This is a genomic window from Streptomyces sp. NRRL F-525 (genome assembly GCF_000716605.1).
In the GTDB taxonomy this organism is placed as follows: Bacteria; Actinomycetota; Actinomycetes; order Streptomycetales; family Streptomycetaceae; genus Streptomyces.
The window spans coordinates 243,684-259,947 of the sequence record NZ_JNXE01000007.1; the positions used below are offsets into that span (position 1 = coordinate 243,684).

Genomic DNA, 16,264 nt, shown 5'->3' on the forward strand with positions numbered 1-16,264 from the left:
GAGGTGCTCCAGGCCGTCATTCGGCCGTCCGGCCGATCTGGACGTTCTCGAGGATCCCGGCCGCGTCGGGGACCAGGATGGCCATCGAGTAGTACGCGGTGACGAGGTAGCGGATGATCGCGGCCGAGTCGATGCCCATGAAGCGCACGTTCAGACCGGGCTGAAACTCCTCGGGGATACCGGTCTGGAACAGCCCGACGACACCCTGGTCGGCCTCCCCGGTGCGCAGCGCGATGATGCTGCTGGTGTGCTGCGGGGTGATCGGGATCTTGCCGCACGGGAAGAACGGGACACCGCGCCAGGCCGGGATCTCGTGCCCTTCGACGTTCACCGTGCCGGGCACCAGACCGCGCCGGTTGCACTGCCGGAAGAAGGCCGAGATCGCCTTCGGATGGGCGAGGAAGAGCCGCGTCTTGCGCCGCATCGCGAGCAGTTCGTCGAGGTCGTCCGGGGTCGGCGGGCCGGTGAAGGTGCTGATGCGCTGGGTGTAGTCGACGCTGTGCAGCAGCCCGAACTCCCGGTTGTTGACCAGCTCCCACTCCTGCCGCTCGCGGATCTCCTCGATGGTGAGCCGGAGTTGCTGCTGGGTCTGGTCCATCGGGTCGTTGTAGAGGTCGGCGACCCTGGTGTGCACCCGCAGCACGGTCTGGGTGAGCGACAACTCGTACTCGCGCGGGGAGAGTTCGTAGTCGACGAAGCCGCCTGGCAGCGTCGGCTCGCCCACATGGCCGGCCTGGATCGGGACGTCGGCCTCGCCCTTGCGGTTCATCGGCAGCCGCTGCCGCTCGGCGTACGCCTCCAGATGTGCGGCCAACGACGGTACGCGGTCGGTGAATTCGGCTACGACGTCCCAGGGCAGGACGAGCAGGACGCCCGCGGTCTCGGCCCGCACGGAACTCAGCCACAGGGGGTCGGACTGCCCTATCGCCTCGTCGCCCATCTGGTCGCCGTCGGTGACGACACCGAGGATCTCCTCCTCGTCGTACTTGCCGGCGGTAAAGCGGGTGAAGCGGCCGTGCGCGACCAAGTAGGCCTCGGTGACGGGCTGTCCGGCCTCGAAGAGGATCTGCCCGGCCCGTACCTCCCGGACCCGGAAGCGGCCCGCGATCTCCCTCAGGACCTCCGTGTCGGGGTACCCGCGCAGCACCGGCAGTTCGGTGAGTGTCTCGGGGATGACCTTGATGTCGTCGGCGCCGTTCTGCTCGAACTGCACCCGGCCGCGGCCGACGCTGAGCTGGAGCCGGCGGTTGACCCGGTAGGCCCCGCCCCGCACGTCCACCCAGGGCAGCATCTTCAGCAGCCACCGTGAGGTGATGGCCTGCATCTGCGGTTCGGACTTGGTGGTCGTGGCGAGCTGACGTGCCGCCAGGGTGCTGAGACTGGTGAGTTGACCGTTGCCGGGTGCCGAGGGGTCGGGTTCGTCGGTGGCGGATCCGTGGGCGCTTTCCGGAGTGGACACATTCCCTCCCGGGAGGTGAACAGGGGTGAGCGCGTCGTCGGTGTACAAGCCAAACAGTCCTGCCCAGGACCGGTAACCGCGCGCAAGGGGCGGGTTCACGCCCTGGAGTGTGTAAACCGTCGATCGAGGCGGGGAGGGGAAGAGATCCTTCCCGTGCCCCGGCGCGCGGGGCGCGCGAACACCTCGCCTGCGCGAAGTTCCGTGCGCCGCCTACCCGTTGAGGTCGTTCACCAGTACCGCGGCCCCGTCGAAGCGGCCAGCCTTCAGATCCGTCAGCGCGTCCGCCGCCCGCGAGAGCGGATACGTGTGGGTGGTCGCGCGCACGTTGTGCCGGGCGGCCAGATCGAGGAACTCCCTAGCATCCTCACGGGTGTTGGACGTGACGCTGCGCAACTCCTTCTCGTAGAACAGCTCGTGCTCGTAGTCCAGGGGCGGTGTGTCGCTCAGGTGGATGCCCGCGACCGCGAGGACACCGCCCCGGTCGAGCGCCCGCAGCGCCACCGGCACGAGATCACCGACCGGCGCGAACAGGATCGCGCTGTCGAGTGGCTCGGGCGGTGCGTCGTACGCGTCACGCGCCGAGGCCGCACCCAGCTCCAGCGCGAGCCGCTGCGCGGCCATGCCCCGAGTCAGCACATGCGCGGTGGCCCCCTCGGCGAGCGCGACCTGGGCGCACAGATGGGCGCTGCCCCCGAAGCCGTAGAGACCGAGGCGTCCGCCGCGCGGCAATGCGGCCCGGCGCAGCGCCCGGTAGCCGATGATCCCGGCGCACAGCAGCGGGGCCAGGGCCACGTCGTCGAGGCCGGCGGGGAGTCGGTGGGCGAACGCGGCCGGTACGGTCGTGTACTCCGCGTAGCCGCCGTCGGCGTCCCAGCCGGTGTACTCGGAGCGCGGGCAGAGGTTCTCGGCTCCGCGCAGGCAGTACGCACACGTGCCGTCGGTGTGCCGCAGCCAGGCGACGCCCACCCGGTCGTCGAGCGCGAAACCGCTCACCCCGGCCCCGAGCCCGGCCACCTCCCCGACGACCTCGTGCCCCGGAGTAACCCCGGGACGGTGCACCGGCAGATCGCCCTCGGTGACATGCAGATCGGTACGGCACACCCCGCACGCGCGCACGTGCACGAGCAGTTCGTCATCCCCAGGTACCGGCACCGGCTTCTCCACCAACCGGAGACCGCCCTCCTCGACCGGCCCCGGCGCGGTCACGGCCCACGCGCGCATCGTCCTCGCATCCGCCATGCGTCCAGTGTGGAACGGAACGCGACGTTCGGCGCGCGCCCTGCTCTCCGGGTGACTAGCGTGAGAATTCGGACAAGCCGACCTATCGGAGAGGGCCGCGATCATGGCCGTACAACCTGAGGGAACCCCCTGTTGGGCCGACGCGATGTTCAGCGACGTGGAGGGGGCCAAGCGCTTCTACGGCGAGGTCCTCGGCTGGACCTTCGGCGACGCGTCGTCGGAGTACGGCAACTACACGCAGGCCTTCGTCGACGACAAGGCGGTCGCGGCCGTCGTACCGCCGATGCCCGGGGCGGAGGGGCAGTCGCAGTGGTGCCTGTACCTCGCGTCACCGGACGCGGCGGCCACCGCGGCGAAGATCCGGGAGAACGGCGGGCAGGTGCTGATGGAGCCGATGAAGGTCGGCGACTTCGGCACGATGTGCCTGGCCAGCGAGCCCAGCGGCGCCGTCTTCGGCGTCTGGCAGGGCGGTGTCCACGAGGGCTTCGAGGCCGTCGGCGTGCCCGGCGCCTACGCCTGGGCCGAGGTCTTCACCCGCGAGCCCGAGAAGGCGGACCCGTTCTTCGCGGCCGTCTTCCCGTACGCGCAGAAGCAGATGGACGGCGGTGACATGGACTACCGGATGTACAGCCTCGGCGACCAGCCGGTGCTGGGCCGGATGCAGATGGGCGACGAGTTCCCGCCCGAGGTGCCGTCGTACGTCAACGTGTACTTCACCGTGCCGAACTGCGACGAGGCCGTCGCCAAGGCCACCGAGCTCGGCGGCATCGTCCGCTTCGGCCCCATGGACAGCCCCTTCGGGCGGTTCGCGGCGCTGAGCGATCCGCAGGGCGCCTCGTTCACGGTGATCGACGTGACGACGACCAAGGGCGAGATGCCCACGAGCACGGACGTCTAGCCGAGGCCCTGCGTCAGCTCCCGTCGGCCGCCCACCAGGCGGGAGCGCAGGCCACGGCCGCGTCGACCAGGTCCTCCTTCGTGACGGAGGGGTCGTCGAGCCATGCCCTGATGGCTCCGGCGAAGCCGCGCGCCATGAACTGCGCGATCACGTGACGGTTGGCCTCGGGGAGCCCCGGGTGGTGGCCGTCGGCCATGAGGGCCAGCGTGTAGTCGCTGAAGTGGCGCACGAGTGCCTCGTACACACCGCTGTCCGCCGGGTCGTCGAGGGCGTGCCGGTATATCGGCAGGTACCGCTCGACGTGGTCGGCCACCTCCGCCGTGGCCAGGCGCAGCAGCTTGGGGGCCGGGTCGCCCTGTGCGCGGCGCTCGGCCTCCAGCAGGTGGCCGCGGTCCAGGTCGGCGCGGAGCACCTGGATGAGCAGGTCCAGCGGGGAGCTGTAGCGGTTGTAGAACGTGGCGCGGGTGACCCCGGCGCGGTCGGCCAGCTCACCGATCGTGATCTGCGAGACGGGCCGTCGGCCGGCCAGCTCCACGATGGCCTCCTCGAAGGCCCGCGTCGTACGGGTGATGCGGGGATCGATCCGGTCGCTCAGTGCTCTGCCCTCCCGGGGGTTGTCGTTGCACTCTGCCATGTCGAGTGATTTTATACACATGTCAAATAGTGTGGCGAAAGGAACGGCCATGGCCTCGCACACCGAGATCTCACCCCAGGAGGCCGCCGACCGGCTGGCCATCCGCGAGCTGATCGACGCCTACGCGCACTGCGCGGACCGGCGGGACGCCAAGGGGCAGATGAGCCTGTTCACCGAGGACACCCGCTTCCTGGTGTTCATGGACGCCACCACGGCCGCCGAGCCGACGCAGACCCTGCACGGGCGCGAGTCCCTGGCCCCGGTGTTCGACAACCTCAACACCTACCGGGCGACCACACACTTCAACGGCCAGAGCACCGTCACCCTGGACGGCGACGACCGGGCGACGGGCGAGAGCTACTGCATCGCCCATCACATCGGGGTCGACGACTCCGGGCGGCGCACGCTGATGATCGCCTCCATCCGCTACCTCGACGAGTTCACCAAACAGGACGGCGACTGGTACTTCGCCGAACGCCGGCTGATGGTCGACTGGACCGAGACGCGCGCGTCGACGCCGTGACGCCGGTGTGTGGTCAAGTGGCCGGTTCCTCCTCGTAGTTGGCCACGCGGTTGGCCACGGCGACTCCCCAGGGGATACCGAAGAGCAGGACGAGGGCCAGGCCGAGGACGAGGGGTGCCGGGCGCAGGGCGCCGACGCCCACGCACAGGACGGCCATGGCGACGCAGGTGCGGGCCAGGGGGCGATAGAGCCCGAGGTTCTCGCTCCACGCGCGCGTGGAGGCCGCGAGCGCCATCGTGGCGCAGAGGACGACGGCCGCGCCCCCGCAGAGCACCCAGGCGGTGGCCGCGGGGGTCCGGCTGTCGTGGGCGTGCTCGACGAGGCCGACCATCGCGGCGCCCATGGCGGCCACCGCGGCGGTGATCGGCAGGTGGACCACCATCCACTGCAGGGCGCACGCGCGCGTGGGCCGCGGCAGCCGGTGTCCGGCGAAGTCGAAGTAGGTCCACCACGCGCCGAATCCGACGACGACGGCCACCAGTCCTACGGCGAGGGTGAGCGCGTTGGTCGACTCGTGGGCCAGTCCGTCGACGACCCCGGTCACGTTCTCGCCGAGCACGATGATGATGAACAGCCCGAACCGTTCGGTGAGCGCGTCGGTCACGCTGAGCGCGACCACTTGTTCCGGAATGGCCCGCCCGATGACGGCCACGAACCCGACCAGGTAGACGACGGCCAGCGCACCCCACGTCAGCACGCGGGCATCCGCCGACAGGGCCGCACTCGCCGCCAGCACGACCGCGCAGCCCGCCGTCCCCGTCACGTACAGCATGCTGGGGCGCCGGAACTCGGGGGTGTCACTGCGCGAGGCGAGCAGCCACAGCAGTGCCAGCACCGCGAAGAGCACCCCCGCGTCGACGGCGAACGCGGCACCGCGCTCGTCGCCCGCGCCGGGGATGAACGCGCCCAGCGGGACGAGCACGAGGATCTGCAGCAGGAACATGCTCCGGCCGCGGGCGTCCTCGTGCCCGTGCAGCTCGTGGTGCAGGCTGCCGTTGAGCCAGGCGATCCACACCAGCGCGAACACCGCGGCGAACAGGCCCAGTCCGCGCCAGTCGAGCTCCCCGGACAGATGGTGGGCGGCCTGCGCGACCAGTACGACCACGACGAGGTCGTAGAAGAGTTCCAGCGGTCCGACCACCCGCTCGCGCGGCTGCTCGCCATGGGGGCGCGGAGGGCGCCACAACTGGTGGCGCACCCGGGCCCATTGCTCTTGTCGCGTGGTCATGCGCGCAGCGTAGAGGGCTAGCGGACGAGATCTTCGGACACGGTCCACAGGCGGGCCGCGTTGTCCCGGTCGAGGGCGTACGGCGCGACGCCGGCGACCGCACCGGCCCGCTCGGTGACCGGCTCGGACCGGGCGCAGTCCTCGAAGTAGGCGCCGGTGACGCCCTGCACGGTCGGTGAGGCGGCGAGCAATACCGAGGTCGCGGCGCCCTGCTCCACCGACTTCTGCGGCGGCAGCGCGAGTTCGCCCGAGGCGATGAAGGCGGCCACCTGGTCCATGTCCATGTGCCGGGCCAGGGAGGTGTCCGCGATGTTGCCCGGCATGAGCGCGTTCGCGGTGATGCCGTCGCCGGCCCAGCGCTCGGCGGCACCTACGGCGAACAGGGCGTTGGCGGTCTTCGACTGGCCGTACGAGGTCCAGGGGTCGTAGGGGCGGAAGCGGTAGTCCAGGTCGTCGAAGACGACGGGGGAGAAGAGGTGGCCGATGGAGCTCACCGACACGACCCGTGCGCCGCTCGCGGCGGCGAGGGCCGGGTGGAGGCCGGTGGTGAGGGCGAAGTGGCCCAGGTGGTTGACGCCGAACTGCCATTCGCGGCCCTCGGGCGTGCGGGTCAGCTCGGGTGTGGCCATCACGCCGGCGTTGTTCACCAGGATGTGCAGCGGGCCCTGCCAGGCCGCCACGAACGCCGCGATCGTCGACCGGTCGGCGAGGTCGAGCCGCCCGACCGTCAACTGCCCGGATCCGGGCGGCAGTTCCTTCGCCAGGCGCTCGGCGACCTGGGCGCCCGCGTCGGTGTTCCGCACGGCGAGGGTGACATCGGCACCCGCCGCGGCGAGCGCGCGGGCCGTCTCCACCCCGATCCCGGAACTGGCCCCGGTCACCACGGCACGGCGGCCGTGCAGGTCGACGCCGTCGATCACTTCGGCGGCGGTTGTGTCCGCACTGAACATCTGGAACCCCAAAAGGTGGACTAATTGACATCTGTATATTAGCAGTGGCTGTGCATGTCGCCTCTCGAACCGGTCCCGCTCGCCGAGGGTGACGCCGAGCCCCTCGCGCGGCCATGGCATGATCGGGCGCATGCGTGAACGTGTGGTGGCCGCGTGCGACGGGGCTTCGAAAGGGAATCCCGGGCCGGCCGCCTGGGCGTGGGTCGTCTCGGACGACAAGGAGAGCCCGGCCCGCTGGGAGGCGGGACCGCTCGGCAAAGCCACCAACAACGTCGCCGAACTCACCGCGCTGGAGCGCCTGTTGACGGCGACCGCACCGGACGTACCGCTGGAGATCCGCATGGACTCGCAGTACGCCATGAAGGCGGTCACCACCTGGCTGCCCGGCTGGAAGCGCAACGGCTGGAAGACCTCCGGCGGAAAGCCCGTCGCCAACCAGGAGTTGGTCGTCCGCATCGACGAACTCCTCGACGGCCGCTCGGTCGAGTTCCGCTACGTCCCCGCCCACCAGGTCGACGGCGACCCGCTGAACGACTTCGCCGACCGCGCGGCCAGCCAGGCGGCCATCGTCCAGGAGCCCGCGGGCAGCGACCTCGGCTCCCCGGAACCGCCCCCCTCGCCCGACACCCCGAAGAAGCCCGCCCGCGCGGGCGGCGCCAAGTCGCCCCGGAAGAGCGCGAGTTCGGCCTCCCGCACGATCAAGGCCAAGTTCCCCGGCCGCTGCCTGTGCGGTCGTGCCTACGCGGCCGGTGAGCCCATCAGCAAGAACCCCAAGGGCTGGGGCCACCCGGAGTGCGCCACGGCCGAGGCCTGAGTCCTTCACCTGCTCGACGCGTCCCATCGGTCTTCGGGTCCCGAGGCCGATGGGACTTTCTTGTGCCGTCGGCCTGCTACTCTGCGGTTCCACTTGACCACTTTGAGTAATCCCCAGGGGTGTGCGCGTGAAGGTCGCCTGTGTCGGAGGCGGGCCCGCCGGTCTGTATCTCTCCATCCTGCTGAAGCGTCAGGACCCGTCCCACGACATCACCGTCTACGAGCGCAACCCCGAGGGCTCGACCTACGGCTGGGGTGTCACCTACTGGCGCGGCCTGCTCGACCAACTCCGGGAGTACGACCCGGAGTCCGCGCGGGCCGTCGACGAGCACTCGGTGCGCTGGAGCGACGGCGTCGCCCGCATCCGGGACCTGACGACCACTCAACCCGGGGACGAGGGCCACGGCATCGGCCGCCACCGCCTCCTCAAGATCCTCGCCGAACGGGCCCGATCGCTGGGCGTACGGCTCGAGTTCGAGTGCGAGGTCACGGCCGAGGATCTGCCCGACGCGGATCTGATCGTGGCCGCCGACGGTGTCAACAGCGCGCTGCGCACCCGTCACGCCGACCACTTCGGCGCCGAACTCAAGCCCGGCCGCAACCAGTACATCTGGCTCGGCACCAGCAAGGTCTTCGGCTCCTTCACTTTCGCGTTCGTGGAGACCGACCACGGCTGGATCTGGTGCTACGGCTACGCGTTCGGCCCCGAGGGCAGCACCTGCGTCATCGAGTGCGCACCCGAGACCTGGACCGGCCTGGGCCTCGACACCGCGGCCGAGGCCGACGGACTCGCCCTGCTGGAGAAGCTCTTCGCCGACCTCCTCGACGGCCACTCCCTGATCGGCCGCGCCTCGGCCGACGGCAGCGCCCAGTGGCTGAACTTCCGCACGCTGACCAACCGCACCTGGCACCGCGACAACCTCGTCCTGCTCGGCGACGCCGCCCACACCACCCACTACTCCATCGGCGCCGGCACCACCCTCGCCCTGGAGGACGCCATCGCGCTCGCGGACGCCCTGCGCGAGCACACCGAGCTGCCGCAGGCCCTCGCCGCCTACGAACAGCGCCGTAGATCCGCCCTGTTGTCCATCCAGAGCGCGGCCCGCTACAGCGCGCAGTGGTACGAGAACCTCCAGCGCTACATCCACCTGCCCCCGCACCGCATGTTCGCCCTGCTCGGCCAGCGCCACTCGCCCCTGCTGCCGTACGTCCCGCCGCAGGTCTACTACGGCATCGACAAGGCGGCCGGACGGCTGGAGGCGCTGCGCCGGTTCAAGCGCTGGCTCGGGCCCAAGGTCGCGCGGACCGTGCACGCGCGGGCGCTCGCGTCCCGCAAGTAGGGCACCCGCCGGGAGCGGTCCGGCTTCCGTGAGCGGCCTGGGAAGGTTGGGTGAATGACTATTCACCAGTTAGGGTGAATAGTCATTCACCTTCTTTTTTTCATGCCAGCTGGAGTGCCCATGGGCCAGCCCGTCCCGATACCCGACCCGTCCGGCGGCCTCGCCGGGCGGACCCCCTTGCGGGACCGGCTCACCGTTCCGGTGCTGGCGTTCGGCGGGATCCTCATGGCGGTCATGCAGACCGTGGTCGTCCCGCTGCTGCCGTCCCTGCCCCGGCTGACGCACTCCTCCGCGGGCGCCGTCTCCTGGATGGTCACCGCGACCCTGCTCTCCGGCGCCGTCCTCACCCCCGTGCTCGGCCGGGCCGGCGACATGTACGGCAAGCGGCGGGTGCTGACCGGCGCCCTGAGCCTGATGACCGTCGGCTCGGTCATGTGCGCGCTGTCCTCCGACATCCGCGTCCTGATCTTCGCCCGCGCCCTCCAAGGCGCCGCGGCCGCCGTCGTCCCCCTGTCGATCAGCATCCTGCGGGACGAACTGCCCCCGGAACGCCGGGGCAGCGCGGTCGCGTTGATGAGTTCCACCGTCGGCATCGGCGCCGCGCTCGGACTGCCGCTCGCGGCGCTGATCGTGCAGTACGCCAACTGGCACGTGATGTTCTGGGCGACCAGCGCGCTCGGCGCGATCGGTGTGTGGGGGATCTGGTGGGCGGTGCGCGAGTCGCCCGTCCGTGAGCCGGGCCGCTTCGACGTGCTCGGCACGCTGGGGCTCGCCGCGGGACTGGTGTGTCTGCTGCTCGGGGTGTCGCAGGGCGGTCAGTGGGGGTGGGGCAGTCCGCGGATCCTGGGGCTGTTCCTCGCCACGGTCGTCGTTTTCGGCCTGTGGTGGTGGCACCAACTCCGCGTGGAACAGCCGCTGGTGGACCTGCGGCTGGTGTCCAAGCCCAGGGTGGGCCTGTCGCATGTGGCGGCCCTGCTGACCGGCTTCGCGTTCTACGCCAACTCGCTCGTCACCGCTCAGTTGGTGCAGGCGCCCAAGGCCACCGGGTACGGGCTCGGGCTGTCCATCGTCCAGACCGGCCTGTGTCTGCTGCCCGGCGGCATCACCATGCTGCTGCTCTCACCCGTCTCCGCCCGGATCTCGGCGGCCCGCGGTCCGCGCATCACGCTCGCGCTCGGCGCCGCGATCATCGCGCTCGGGTATGTGGTGCGCATCGCCGACAGCCGTGACCTGTGGACGATCATCCTGGGCGCGACGGTCGTGGCCACCGGTACGACCTTCGCCTACTCGGCGCTGCCCACGCTCATCCTGCGCGCCGTTCCGGCCGGCCAGACCGCGTCCGCGAACGGCGTCAACGTCCTGATGCGCACCATCGGCCAGGCCGTCTCCAGCGCCGTGGTCGCCGCCGTGCTGGTGCACCACACCAGCCTGGTCGGCGGACTCCCGCTGCCCACGCTGCACGGATACCTGATGGCGTTCGGCATCGCGGGCGTGATCGCCCTGGTCGCGAGCGCGGCCGCCCTGACCATCCCGGGCGACCCCGCTCCCGACGACACGCGGCCCGCACGCGAGCGTGCCGAGGGTACGCGGGACGAGGCGCTGGAGGGAGCATGAGTGCCGTGAGCACCCCTCCACCCACCGCGTCCCCGCCCGCCCGCCGGGACGCCGAGGCGACCAAGGCCGCCATCCTCAGGGCCGCCCGCTACCTCCTCGCGCGCAACGCGCACGCCGACATCACCCTCAAGGCGGTCGCCGAACGCGCCGGTGTCAGCGCGCCGTTGATCCTCAAGTACTTCGGCAACAAGGACGCCCTCTTCGCCCGCGTCATGTCCTTCGAGACCGACGCGGAGGACCTCCTCGACGCCCCGCTCGACGACCTCGGCCGCCACATGGTCCGGCACGTCCTGGTCAGCCAGCGCGAGCGGGGCGCCGACCCGCTGCTGCGGATCGCGTTCGCACCGCTCCAGGGCGACCACGGAGACATCCTGCGCGTCAACTTCCGCGCCCAGGTGGTCGATCGCCTCGCCGAGCGCCTGTCCGGTCCCGACACCGCCCTGCGCGCCGAACTCGCCGTCGCGACGATCCTCGGCCTCGGCGTCATGTACGGCATCGCGCGCGGCACGCGGCTGCGCGTGACCGCGATCGACACCATCGTGGACCGCTACGGACCCACCGTGCAGGCCCAGTTGACGCCCTAGGCGTAGCGGCGCGCCTTACGGTACTGCCGGGCCAGGACCCGCAGCGTGGCCAACGTCCCCGGCCCCGTGTCGTGCAGCAGCACCCTGCCCCCTTCGCGGCGCACCGCGCCGAGCCGCAGTTCCTGGACGGCGATCAACGCGTCCAGGAACGGCCGGTGTTCCGCCGCGACGAGAGTGGGCAGCGTGCGACAACTCGCGAGCGTGGACTCCGCGAGGTCGGCCTGCGCGCGGACCACGTGGTCCAACGCCGGTACGCATGCCGGTGACTTGCCGCGCAGGTCCTCGGACTTCAGCCCGTGCCGGGCGAGTTCGTCCCGCGGGATGCCGATGCGGTCGTTCTCGGCGTCCTCGGAGAGATCGGCGAGGAAGTCGCCGCGCTGCCAGCCCTCGATCAGATCCCGGCACCCCTTGACGTACGACCCGTACGCGTCGGAGTCGGCCGGTGCGAGCAGGGACGCGGTCAGCATCAGGGCGGGCAGCGAGTAACTGTCCACGTACGCCTGGAAGTCGGCCTCCGTCTCGAAGCCGGTCCATCGCGCCTCGACGGGAGCGCCGTCGAGGAAGGCGCGTACCCGGGCCGCCATGTGCGGGTGACGGCGCGCGGTGTCCCACAGTGCCAACAGGGCTTCCTGGCCCGGTGGTTCGCTGCTCTCCAGGGCCGCCGTGGTCTCGGCGTCCCAGGAGGCGAGGGCCGCCGTACGCGCGTCCACGTCACCGGTGTCGATGAGTTCGTCGGTCGCGTGCATGTAGGCCACCGCGGCGACGACGGCCGGGTGCAGGTGCGCCGGCAGCAGCAGCCGTACCGCGACGTACTCGTGCAGCGCGTACCTGCGGACGATCCCGCGCTGGGCGTCGTAGGCGCGCCGCAGTCGCGGATCGGTGATGCCCGCCCTCATCAGCGCGGTGGACCAACTGCTCACGACTCTCCCCAGCTCAAGGACCCGGAGACAGCCTAGTCAGTCCTACCCGAACAACCGGTCCAGGAAGGCGTTCCCGAACACCCCGTGCGGGTCAAGCCGGTCGAAGGTCCCGGCCGCCTGCCCCCACACCGTCTCCCCGAACGAGCCCGGGATCGCCGTGCCCAGAACCTCCTCGTCGCTCCACGCGGCCTGCTCGGTGTAGGCCCAGCCCTTCGACCACTCGACCCGGGCCAGCGCGTCCGTACCGTCGTACGAGCGCAGCAGGAACTGCTCCAACTCCCGCAGGAACTCCTCCGCGTACGGCGTGCCGGGCAGCGTCAGAACGTCCAGCCAGACCGCCGTGTCCCACTCGGGGTGCTCGGTGCTCGGGCGCAGCGCGGACAGCAACGGGGCGCGGGCGCCGGTGAGTTCGGTGTCGGCTGGGTGATCGAGGCCGGTCACCCGGATCTCGACGGTGCCGTTGACGGGGAACCGGCCGAGCGCGGCGTACGCGGTGAGCCGCTCCTGGTAGAAGTCGGTGAACTCGTGGACGACGCGCTGCACTTGGGCCCGGGTGGTGAGCACCGCATAGCCGTTGGCGGTCTCCCGCAAGGTCGTCGGCTTGATGTAGAGCAGCGTGTTCTTCGACGGCCCCCAGATGTCCGCCGACAGCGTTGCCGTCAACCCCAGTGCCGCAGCGGCGAGTTGGGCGTTGCCGAGCACCGGCGCCAGATACCACGCGGCGTCGGACAGGATCCGCCCGACGAGATCCGCGACCAGGGTCGGCACGTTGTCGGAGAACGGATAGTTGTACGGCGACGAGACGCGCCGCGAGGTCAACGGCTTCGTGGGTTCGACGCTCCACACCTTCAGCCAGGGGAACTCCGTGAACGCGAACCAGATCGCCTCGGCCCGCCCCGACGCGTCCAGGAAGCTCGCGAGGGTGCGCCCGCCGGACCCCGGCGCCCCGAACAACTCGCTCGCCGGGATGTCCGTACGGCTGAGGCAGCGCAGGTTCGCGTTCGCCCCGACCCGCAGCACGACCTCGGTGACCAGCGCCCGCCCCAGATGTGCGAGCAGCGCCGCACAGTCCGCCTCGTCGCGCGTGTAGGTCCGCAGCACATACGCACCGGTGTCCGTGTCCCACACCACCGCCGTCAGCGACAGCACCAGATTGCTGAGCGACCCGAAGGTGTGCCCGGCCGTGCGTTCCTCGCCGTGCGCGGGTACGGCGGTGCCGTGCGCGTCGATGGCCAGGGCGCCGCCGAGTGTCAGGTCGCCAGGCGCCGGTGAAGCGGTGACGCCGAGGCCGTGGCCCTCCAGGAACGTGAGCAGCGCCTCCAGGGTGACGCCCGTGCCGGCCCGCACGGCCGAGGCGGAGTCCAGGGTCAGGCCGGTGAGGTGCGGGGCGGTGTCGACCAGCAGCACCGGCGCGTCGGACGTCGTACCGGACTCGATCGTCAGCGGTGACCAGCCGTGCGAGGAGCCGCGGGGGCGGACCCGCCAGCCGTGCTGCCAGGCCCAGTTGACGACCGACACCACCTGGTCGGCGTCGGTCGGCGCGCAGGCCCACAGCCCGTCGGCGGTGATCTCGCCGACCCAGTTCCGGTACGCCGAGCGGTAGAGGTCGACCTCGGCCGGGAAGTCGGGCAGCTCGGCCGCCGCGAGAGCCGGATCGGCCGTCAGGAGTACGGGTACGACGGCCAGGGCCGCCGCGGAGCGGAGGAAGCCGCGACGGGTCCAGGGAGCGGAACTGCCGTTCCCCGACGGGAGGTTGTTCGTTACATGATCGGTCACGCGCACACGCTAGGTGGCCGTTGACACGAGTAGGCATCCTGTCGAATGGGTTCACTCGTGTGAGTGAAAGATTCACAGGTCGCGGCCCGGAGGAGCCCGATCCGCGCATGTCAGTGGCGGATGACAGACTGACGGCATGGACGAACGTGTAATCGGCAGGTCGCATCAGCAGCTGTCCGTCGTCGGTCTCGGCACCTGGCAGCTGGGCGCCGACTGGGGAGACGTCGACGACAAGGAAGCCCTCGCCGTGCTGGAGGCGGCGGCGGAGTCGGGGGTGACCTTCTTCGACACGGCCGACGTGTACGGCGACGGGCGCAGCGAGCAGACCATCGCCGCCTTCCTGAGCGGGCGGCCCGATCTGCGTGTCCTGGTCGCGACGAAGATGGGCCGCCGCGTCGACCAGATCCCGGAGAACTACGTCCTGGACAACTTCCGCGCGTGGAACGACCGTTCGCGCCGAAACCTCGGCGTCGACCGCATCGACCTGGTGCAGCTGCACTGCCCGCCCACGCCGGTGTACTCCTCGGACGAGGTGTTCGACGCCCTCGACACCCTGGTCGCCGAGGAGCGCATCGCCCGGTACGGCGTCAGCGTGGAGACCTGCGAGGAGGCCCTCACCGCGATCGCCCGGCCGAACGTGACCAGCGTGCAGATCATCCTGAACGCGTTCCGGATGAAGCCCCTGCTCCAGGTGCTCCCGGCCGCCCAGGAGGCGGGCGTCGGCATCATCGCGCGCGTGCCGCTCGCGTCGGGTCTGCTGTCCGGCAAGTACACCAAGGACACGGTGTTCCCGGAGAACGACCACCGCACCTACAACCGGCACGGCGAGGCCTTCGACCAGGGCGAGACCTTCTCCGGCGTCGACTACACCACCGGTGTCGAGGCCGCCGCCGAGTTCTCCGCGCTCGCCCCGGAGGGGTACACCCCGGCCCAGCTGGCCCTGCGCTGGATCATCGACCAGCCCGGTGTCACCACGGTCATCCCCGGCGCCCGCTCACCCGAACAGGCCCGCGCGAACGCGGCGGCCGCCAAGTTGCCCGCCGTCTCCCCGGACACGCTCACCGCGATCCGGGACCTGTACGACCGCCGGATCAAGGACCAGGTGGAGAGTCGCTGGTAGGCCCCTGCCTCTGAAGGGTCCTCCGTTTGAAGGGTCGGCGGTCCGGATACACGGACCGCATGATCCACGAGGAAGAGCGGCGGACGGGGCGGGACGAGTCCGAGGACGAGCGGGCCGACCGGATGTGGGGCGAGCTGATCCAGGAGGTCAGGGTCGCGCAGACCGGCGTACAGATCCTGTTCGGGTTCCTGCTGACCGTCGTCTTCACCCCGAAGTACGCGCAGTTGGAGCACGCGAACCAGGTTCTCTACCTCGTGACCGTCGTCCTCGGTGCCACCGCGACCGGCGCGCTGATCGGCCCGGTGTCCCTGCATCGCCTGGTCTCCGGCCGGAGCGTGAAACCGCAGGCGGTGCGGTGGGCGTCCCGGCTGACCTTCGTCGGCCTCGTGCTGCTCCTCGCCACGATGACCGCCGCGCTGCTGCTGGTCCTCCGGGTCGCCACCCACGACGCGTATGTGCCCTGGCTGGTCGCGGGGGTGGTCACCTGGTACCTGCTGTGCTGGTTCGTACTGCCGCTGTGGGCACGGCACCGCTATACGACCCGATGACACCGAGCCGCGCCAGCTGCCGATCGTGGACCCGGCTGAGCACCAGCACCGAGACCGTGGCGCCGATCAGCGCGCAGAACATGTCCCACTGCGTGTCCCACACATCCCCTTGAGTGGCCAGGAAGGCGTCCGCGCTGTGCCCGCCGATCACGGCCGCCGCCCACTCGAACAGCTCGAACAGTGCGCTGAAGGCAAGGCACGCGCACACCGTGAGCGGCGCCAGCCAGCGGCTGCCCCGCAGCGGTGAGGTGCGGGTGAGCAACTCCCTTACCAGGACCGCCGGTACGAATCCCTGCATGAGGTGGCCGAGACGGTCGTAGGGATTGCGGCTGAGTCCGAAAGTGTCACGGACCCAGTCGCCCGCCGGTACCTCCGCGTAGGTGTAGTGGCCGCCCACGGCGAGGACCAGCGCGTGCGCGGCGAGCAGACAGCACAGCAGGCCGGTCATCGGGAAGCGGCGCCAGGTCAGGACGATCACCGGCAGCCCGACGAAGACCCACACGGTCTCCAGGAACCAGGTCGTGCGGTCGTGCGGATGCCAGGCCGAGACGGCCATGCCGACGACCACGAGCGCGGCCATGGCGGCCGGCAGTCGGCGCCGGGAAGCAGGAACGGACA

Annotated in this window: 16 protein-coding genes; 8 read left to right on the forward strand and 8 right to left on the reverse strand. The window is 70.7% G+C overall.

Annotated elements, in window-relative coordinates; translation table 11 throughout:
- Positions 1–16: 16 nt before the first annotated feature.
- Positions 17–1,459, reverse strand: a complete 1,443-nt coding sequence (locus OO69_RS13440; RefSeq protein WP_033280783.1) for a family 2B encapsulin nanocompartment shell protein — start codon at positions 1,457–1,459, stop codon at positions 17–19.
- Between the two features lie 210 nt (positions 1,460–1,669).
- Positions 1,670–2,680, reverse strand: coding sequence for a zinc-binding alcohol dehydrogenase family protein (locus OO69_RS13445; RefSeq protein WP_199810940.1), 1,011 nt, complete (start codon positions 2,678–2,680; stop codon positions 1,670–1,672).
- Between the two features lie 121 nt (positions 2,681–2,801).
- Between OO69_RS13445 and OO69_RS13450 the strand changes: the two genes are divergently transcribed.
- Positions 2,802–3,596 (forward strand): VOC family protein, encoded by a 795-nt coding sequence (locus OO69_RS13450; protein WP_033280785.1) that lies wholly within the window; start codon positions 2,802–2,804, stop codon positions 3,594–3,596.
- Between the two features lie 13 nt (positions 3,597–3,609).
- Here the strand turns inward: OO69_RS13450 and OO69_RS49395 are convergent, their stop codons facing one another.
- Positions 3,610–4,230, reverse strand: a complete 621-nt coding sequence (locus OO69_RS49395) for a TetR/AcrR family transcriptional regulator (protein WP_051800971.1) — start codon at positions 4,228–4,230, stop codon at positions 3,610–3,612.
- Positions 4,231–4,279: 49 nt separating this feature from the next.
- Here OO69_RS49395 and OO69_RS13460 point away from each other — a divergent pair, with 49 nt between their 5' ends.
- Positions 4,280–4,753, forward strand: a complete 474-nt coding sequence (locus OO69_RS13460) for a nuclear transport factor 2 family protein (RefSeq protein WP_051800972.1) — start codon at positions 4,280–4,282, stop codon at positions 4,751–4,753.
- Between the two features lie 13 nt (positions 4,754–4,766).
- On the opposite strand, the gene OO69_RS13465 is transcribed toward OO69_RS13460, so the two are convergent.
- Both OO69_RS13465 and OO69_RS13470 read right to left on the reverse strand, forming a co-directional pair.
- Positions 4,767–5,981, reverse strand: coding sequence for a low temperature requirement protein A (locus tag OO69_RS13465; protein WP_033280786.1), 1,215 nt, complete (start codon positions 5,979–5,981; stop codon positions 4,767–4,769).
- 17 nt (positions 5,982–5,998) lie between these two features.
- Positions 5,999–6,931 carry an SDR family NAD(P)-dependent oxidoreductase gene (locus tag OO69_RS13470; protein ID WP_033280787.1) on the reverse strand — a complete coding sequence of 311 codons (933 nt, stop codon included), beginning with the start codon at positions 6,929–6,931 and terminating at the stop codon, positions 5,999–6,001.
- Between the two features lie 118 nt (positions 6,932–7,049).
- Here OO69_RS13470 and OO69_RS13475 point away from each other — a divergent pair, with 118 nt between their 5' ends.
- From OO69_RS13475 to OO69_RS13490, 4 genes are all read left to right on the forward strand, one after another.
- Positions 7,050–7,745, forward strand: a complete 696-nt coding sequence (locus OO69_RS13475) for a ribonuclease H family protein (protein ID WP_033280788.1) — start codon at positions 7,050–7,052, stop codon at positions 7,743–7,745.
- A gap of 127 nt (positions 7,746–7,872) precedes the next feature.
- The gene (locus tag OO69_RS13480; protein ID WP_199810934.1) at positions 7,873–9,084 is read left to right on the forward strand and encodes an FAD-dependent monooxygenase; all 1,212 of its coding nucleotides are present in this window, start codon (positions 7,873–7,875) and stop codon (positions 9,082–9,084) included.
- A 120-nt stretch (positions 9,085–9,204) separates the two neighbouring features.
- Entirely contained in the window at positions 9,205–10,698 is a 1,494-nt protein-coding gene (locus tag OO69_RS13485; protein ID WP_033280790.1) for an MFS transporter, read from the forward strand.
- Positions 10,695–11,282, forward strand: coding sequence for a TetR/AcrR family transcriptional regulator (locus OO69_RS13490; protein ID WP_033280791.1), 588 nt, complete (start codon positions 10,695–10,697; stop codon positions 11,280–11,282). The genes OO69_RS13485 and OO69_RS13490 overlap by 4 nt, the downstream gene beginning before the upstream one ends.
- On the opposite strand, the gene OO69_RS13495 is transcribed toward OO69_RS13490, so the two are convergent.
- Together OO69_RS13495 and OO69_RS13500 are read right to left on the reverse strand one after the other, a co-directional pair.
- Positions 11,279–12,202: a phytoene/squalene synthase family protein gene (locus tag OO69_RS13495; protein WP_033280792.1), complete on the reverse strand. Its 924-nt coding sequence runs from the start codon at positions 12,200–12,202 to the stop codon at positions 11,279–11,281. The two genes, OO69_RS13490 and OO69_RS13495, sit on opposite strands and share 4 nt — an antisense overlap.
- A gap of 42 nt (positions 12,203–12,244) precedes the next feature.
- Positions 12,245–13,978, reverse strand: coding sequence for a cholesterol oxidase substrate-binding domain-containing protein (locus OO69_RS13500; protein ID WP_051800988.1), 1,734 nt, complete (start codon positions 13,976–13,978; stop codon positions 12,245–12,247).
- 136 nt (positions 13,979–14,114) lie between these two features.
- Between OO69_RS13500 and OO69_RS13505 the strand changes: the two genes are divergently transcribed.
- Positions 14,115–15,098, forward strand: a complete 984-nt coding sequence (locus OO69_RS13505) for an aldo/keto reductase (RefSeq protein WP_033280794.1) — start codon at positions 14,115–14,117, stop codon at positions 15,096–15,098.
- 59 nt (positions 15,099–15,157) lie between these two features.
- Complete coding sequence (locus OO69_RS13510; protein WP_199810935.1) at positions 15,158–15,646, forward strand: DUF6328 family protein; 489 nt, start codon at positions 15,158–15,160, stop codon at positions 15,644–15,646.
- Here OO69_RS13510 and OO69_RS13515 read toward each other — a convergent pair.
- On the reverse strand, positions 15,579–16,226 hold the full coding sequence (locus OO69_RS13515) for a DUF2238 domain-containing protein (protein WP_033280795.1): 648 nt from the start codon (positions 16,224–16,226) through the stop codon (positions 15,579–15,581). The genes OO69_RS13510 and OO69_RS13515 overlap by 68 nt on opposite strands.
- Positions 16,227–16,264 lie beyond the last annotated feature (38 nt).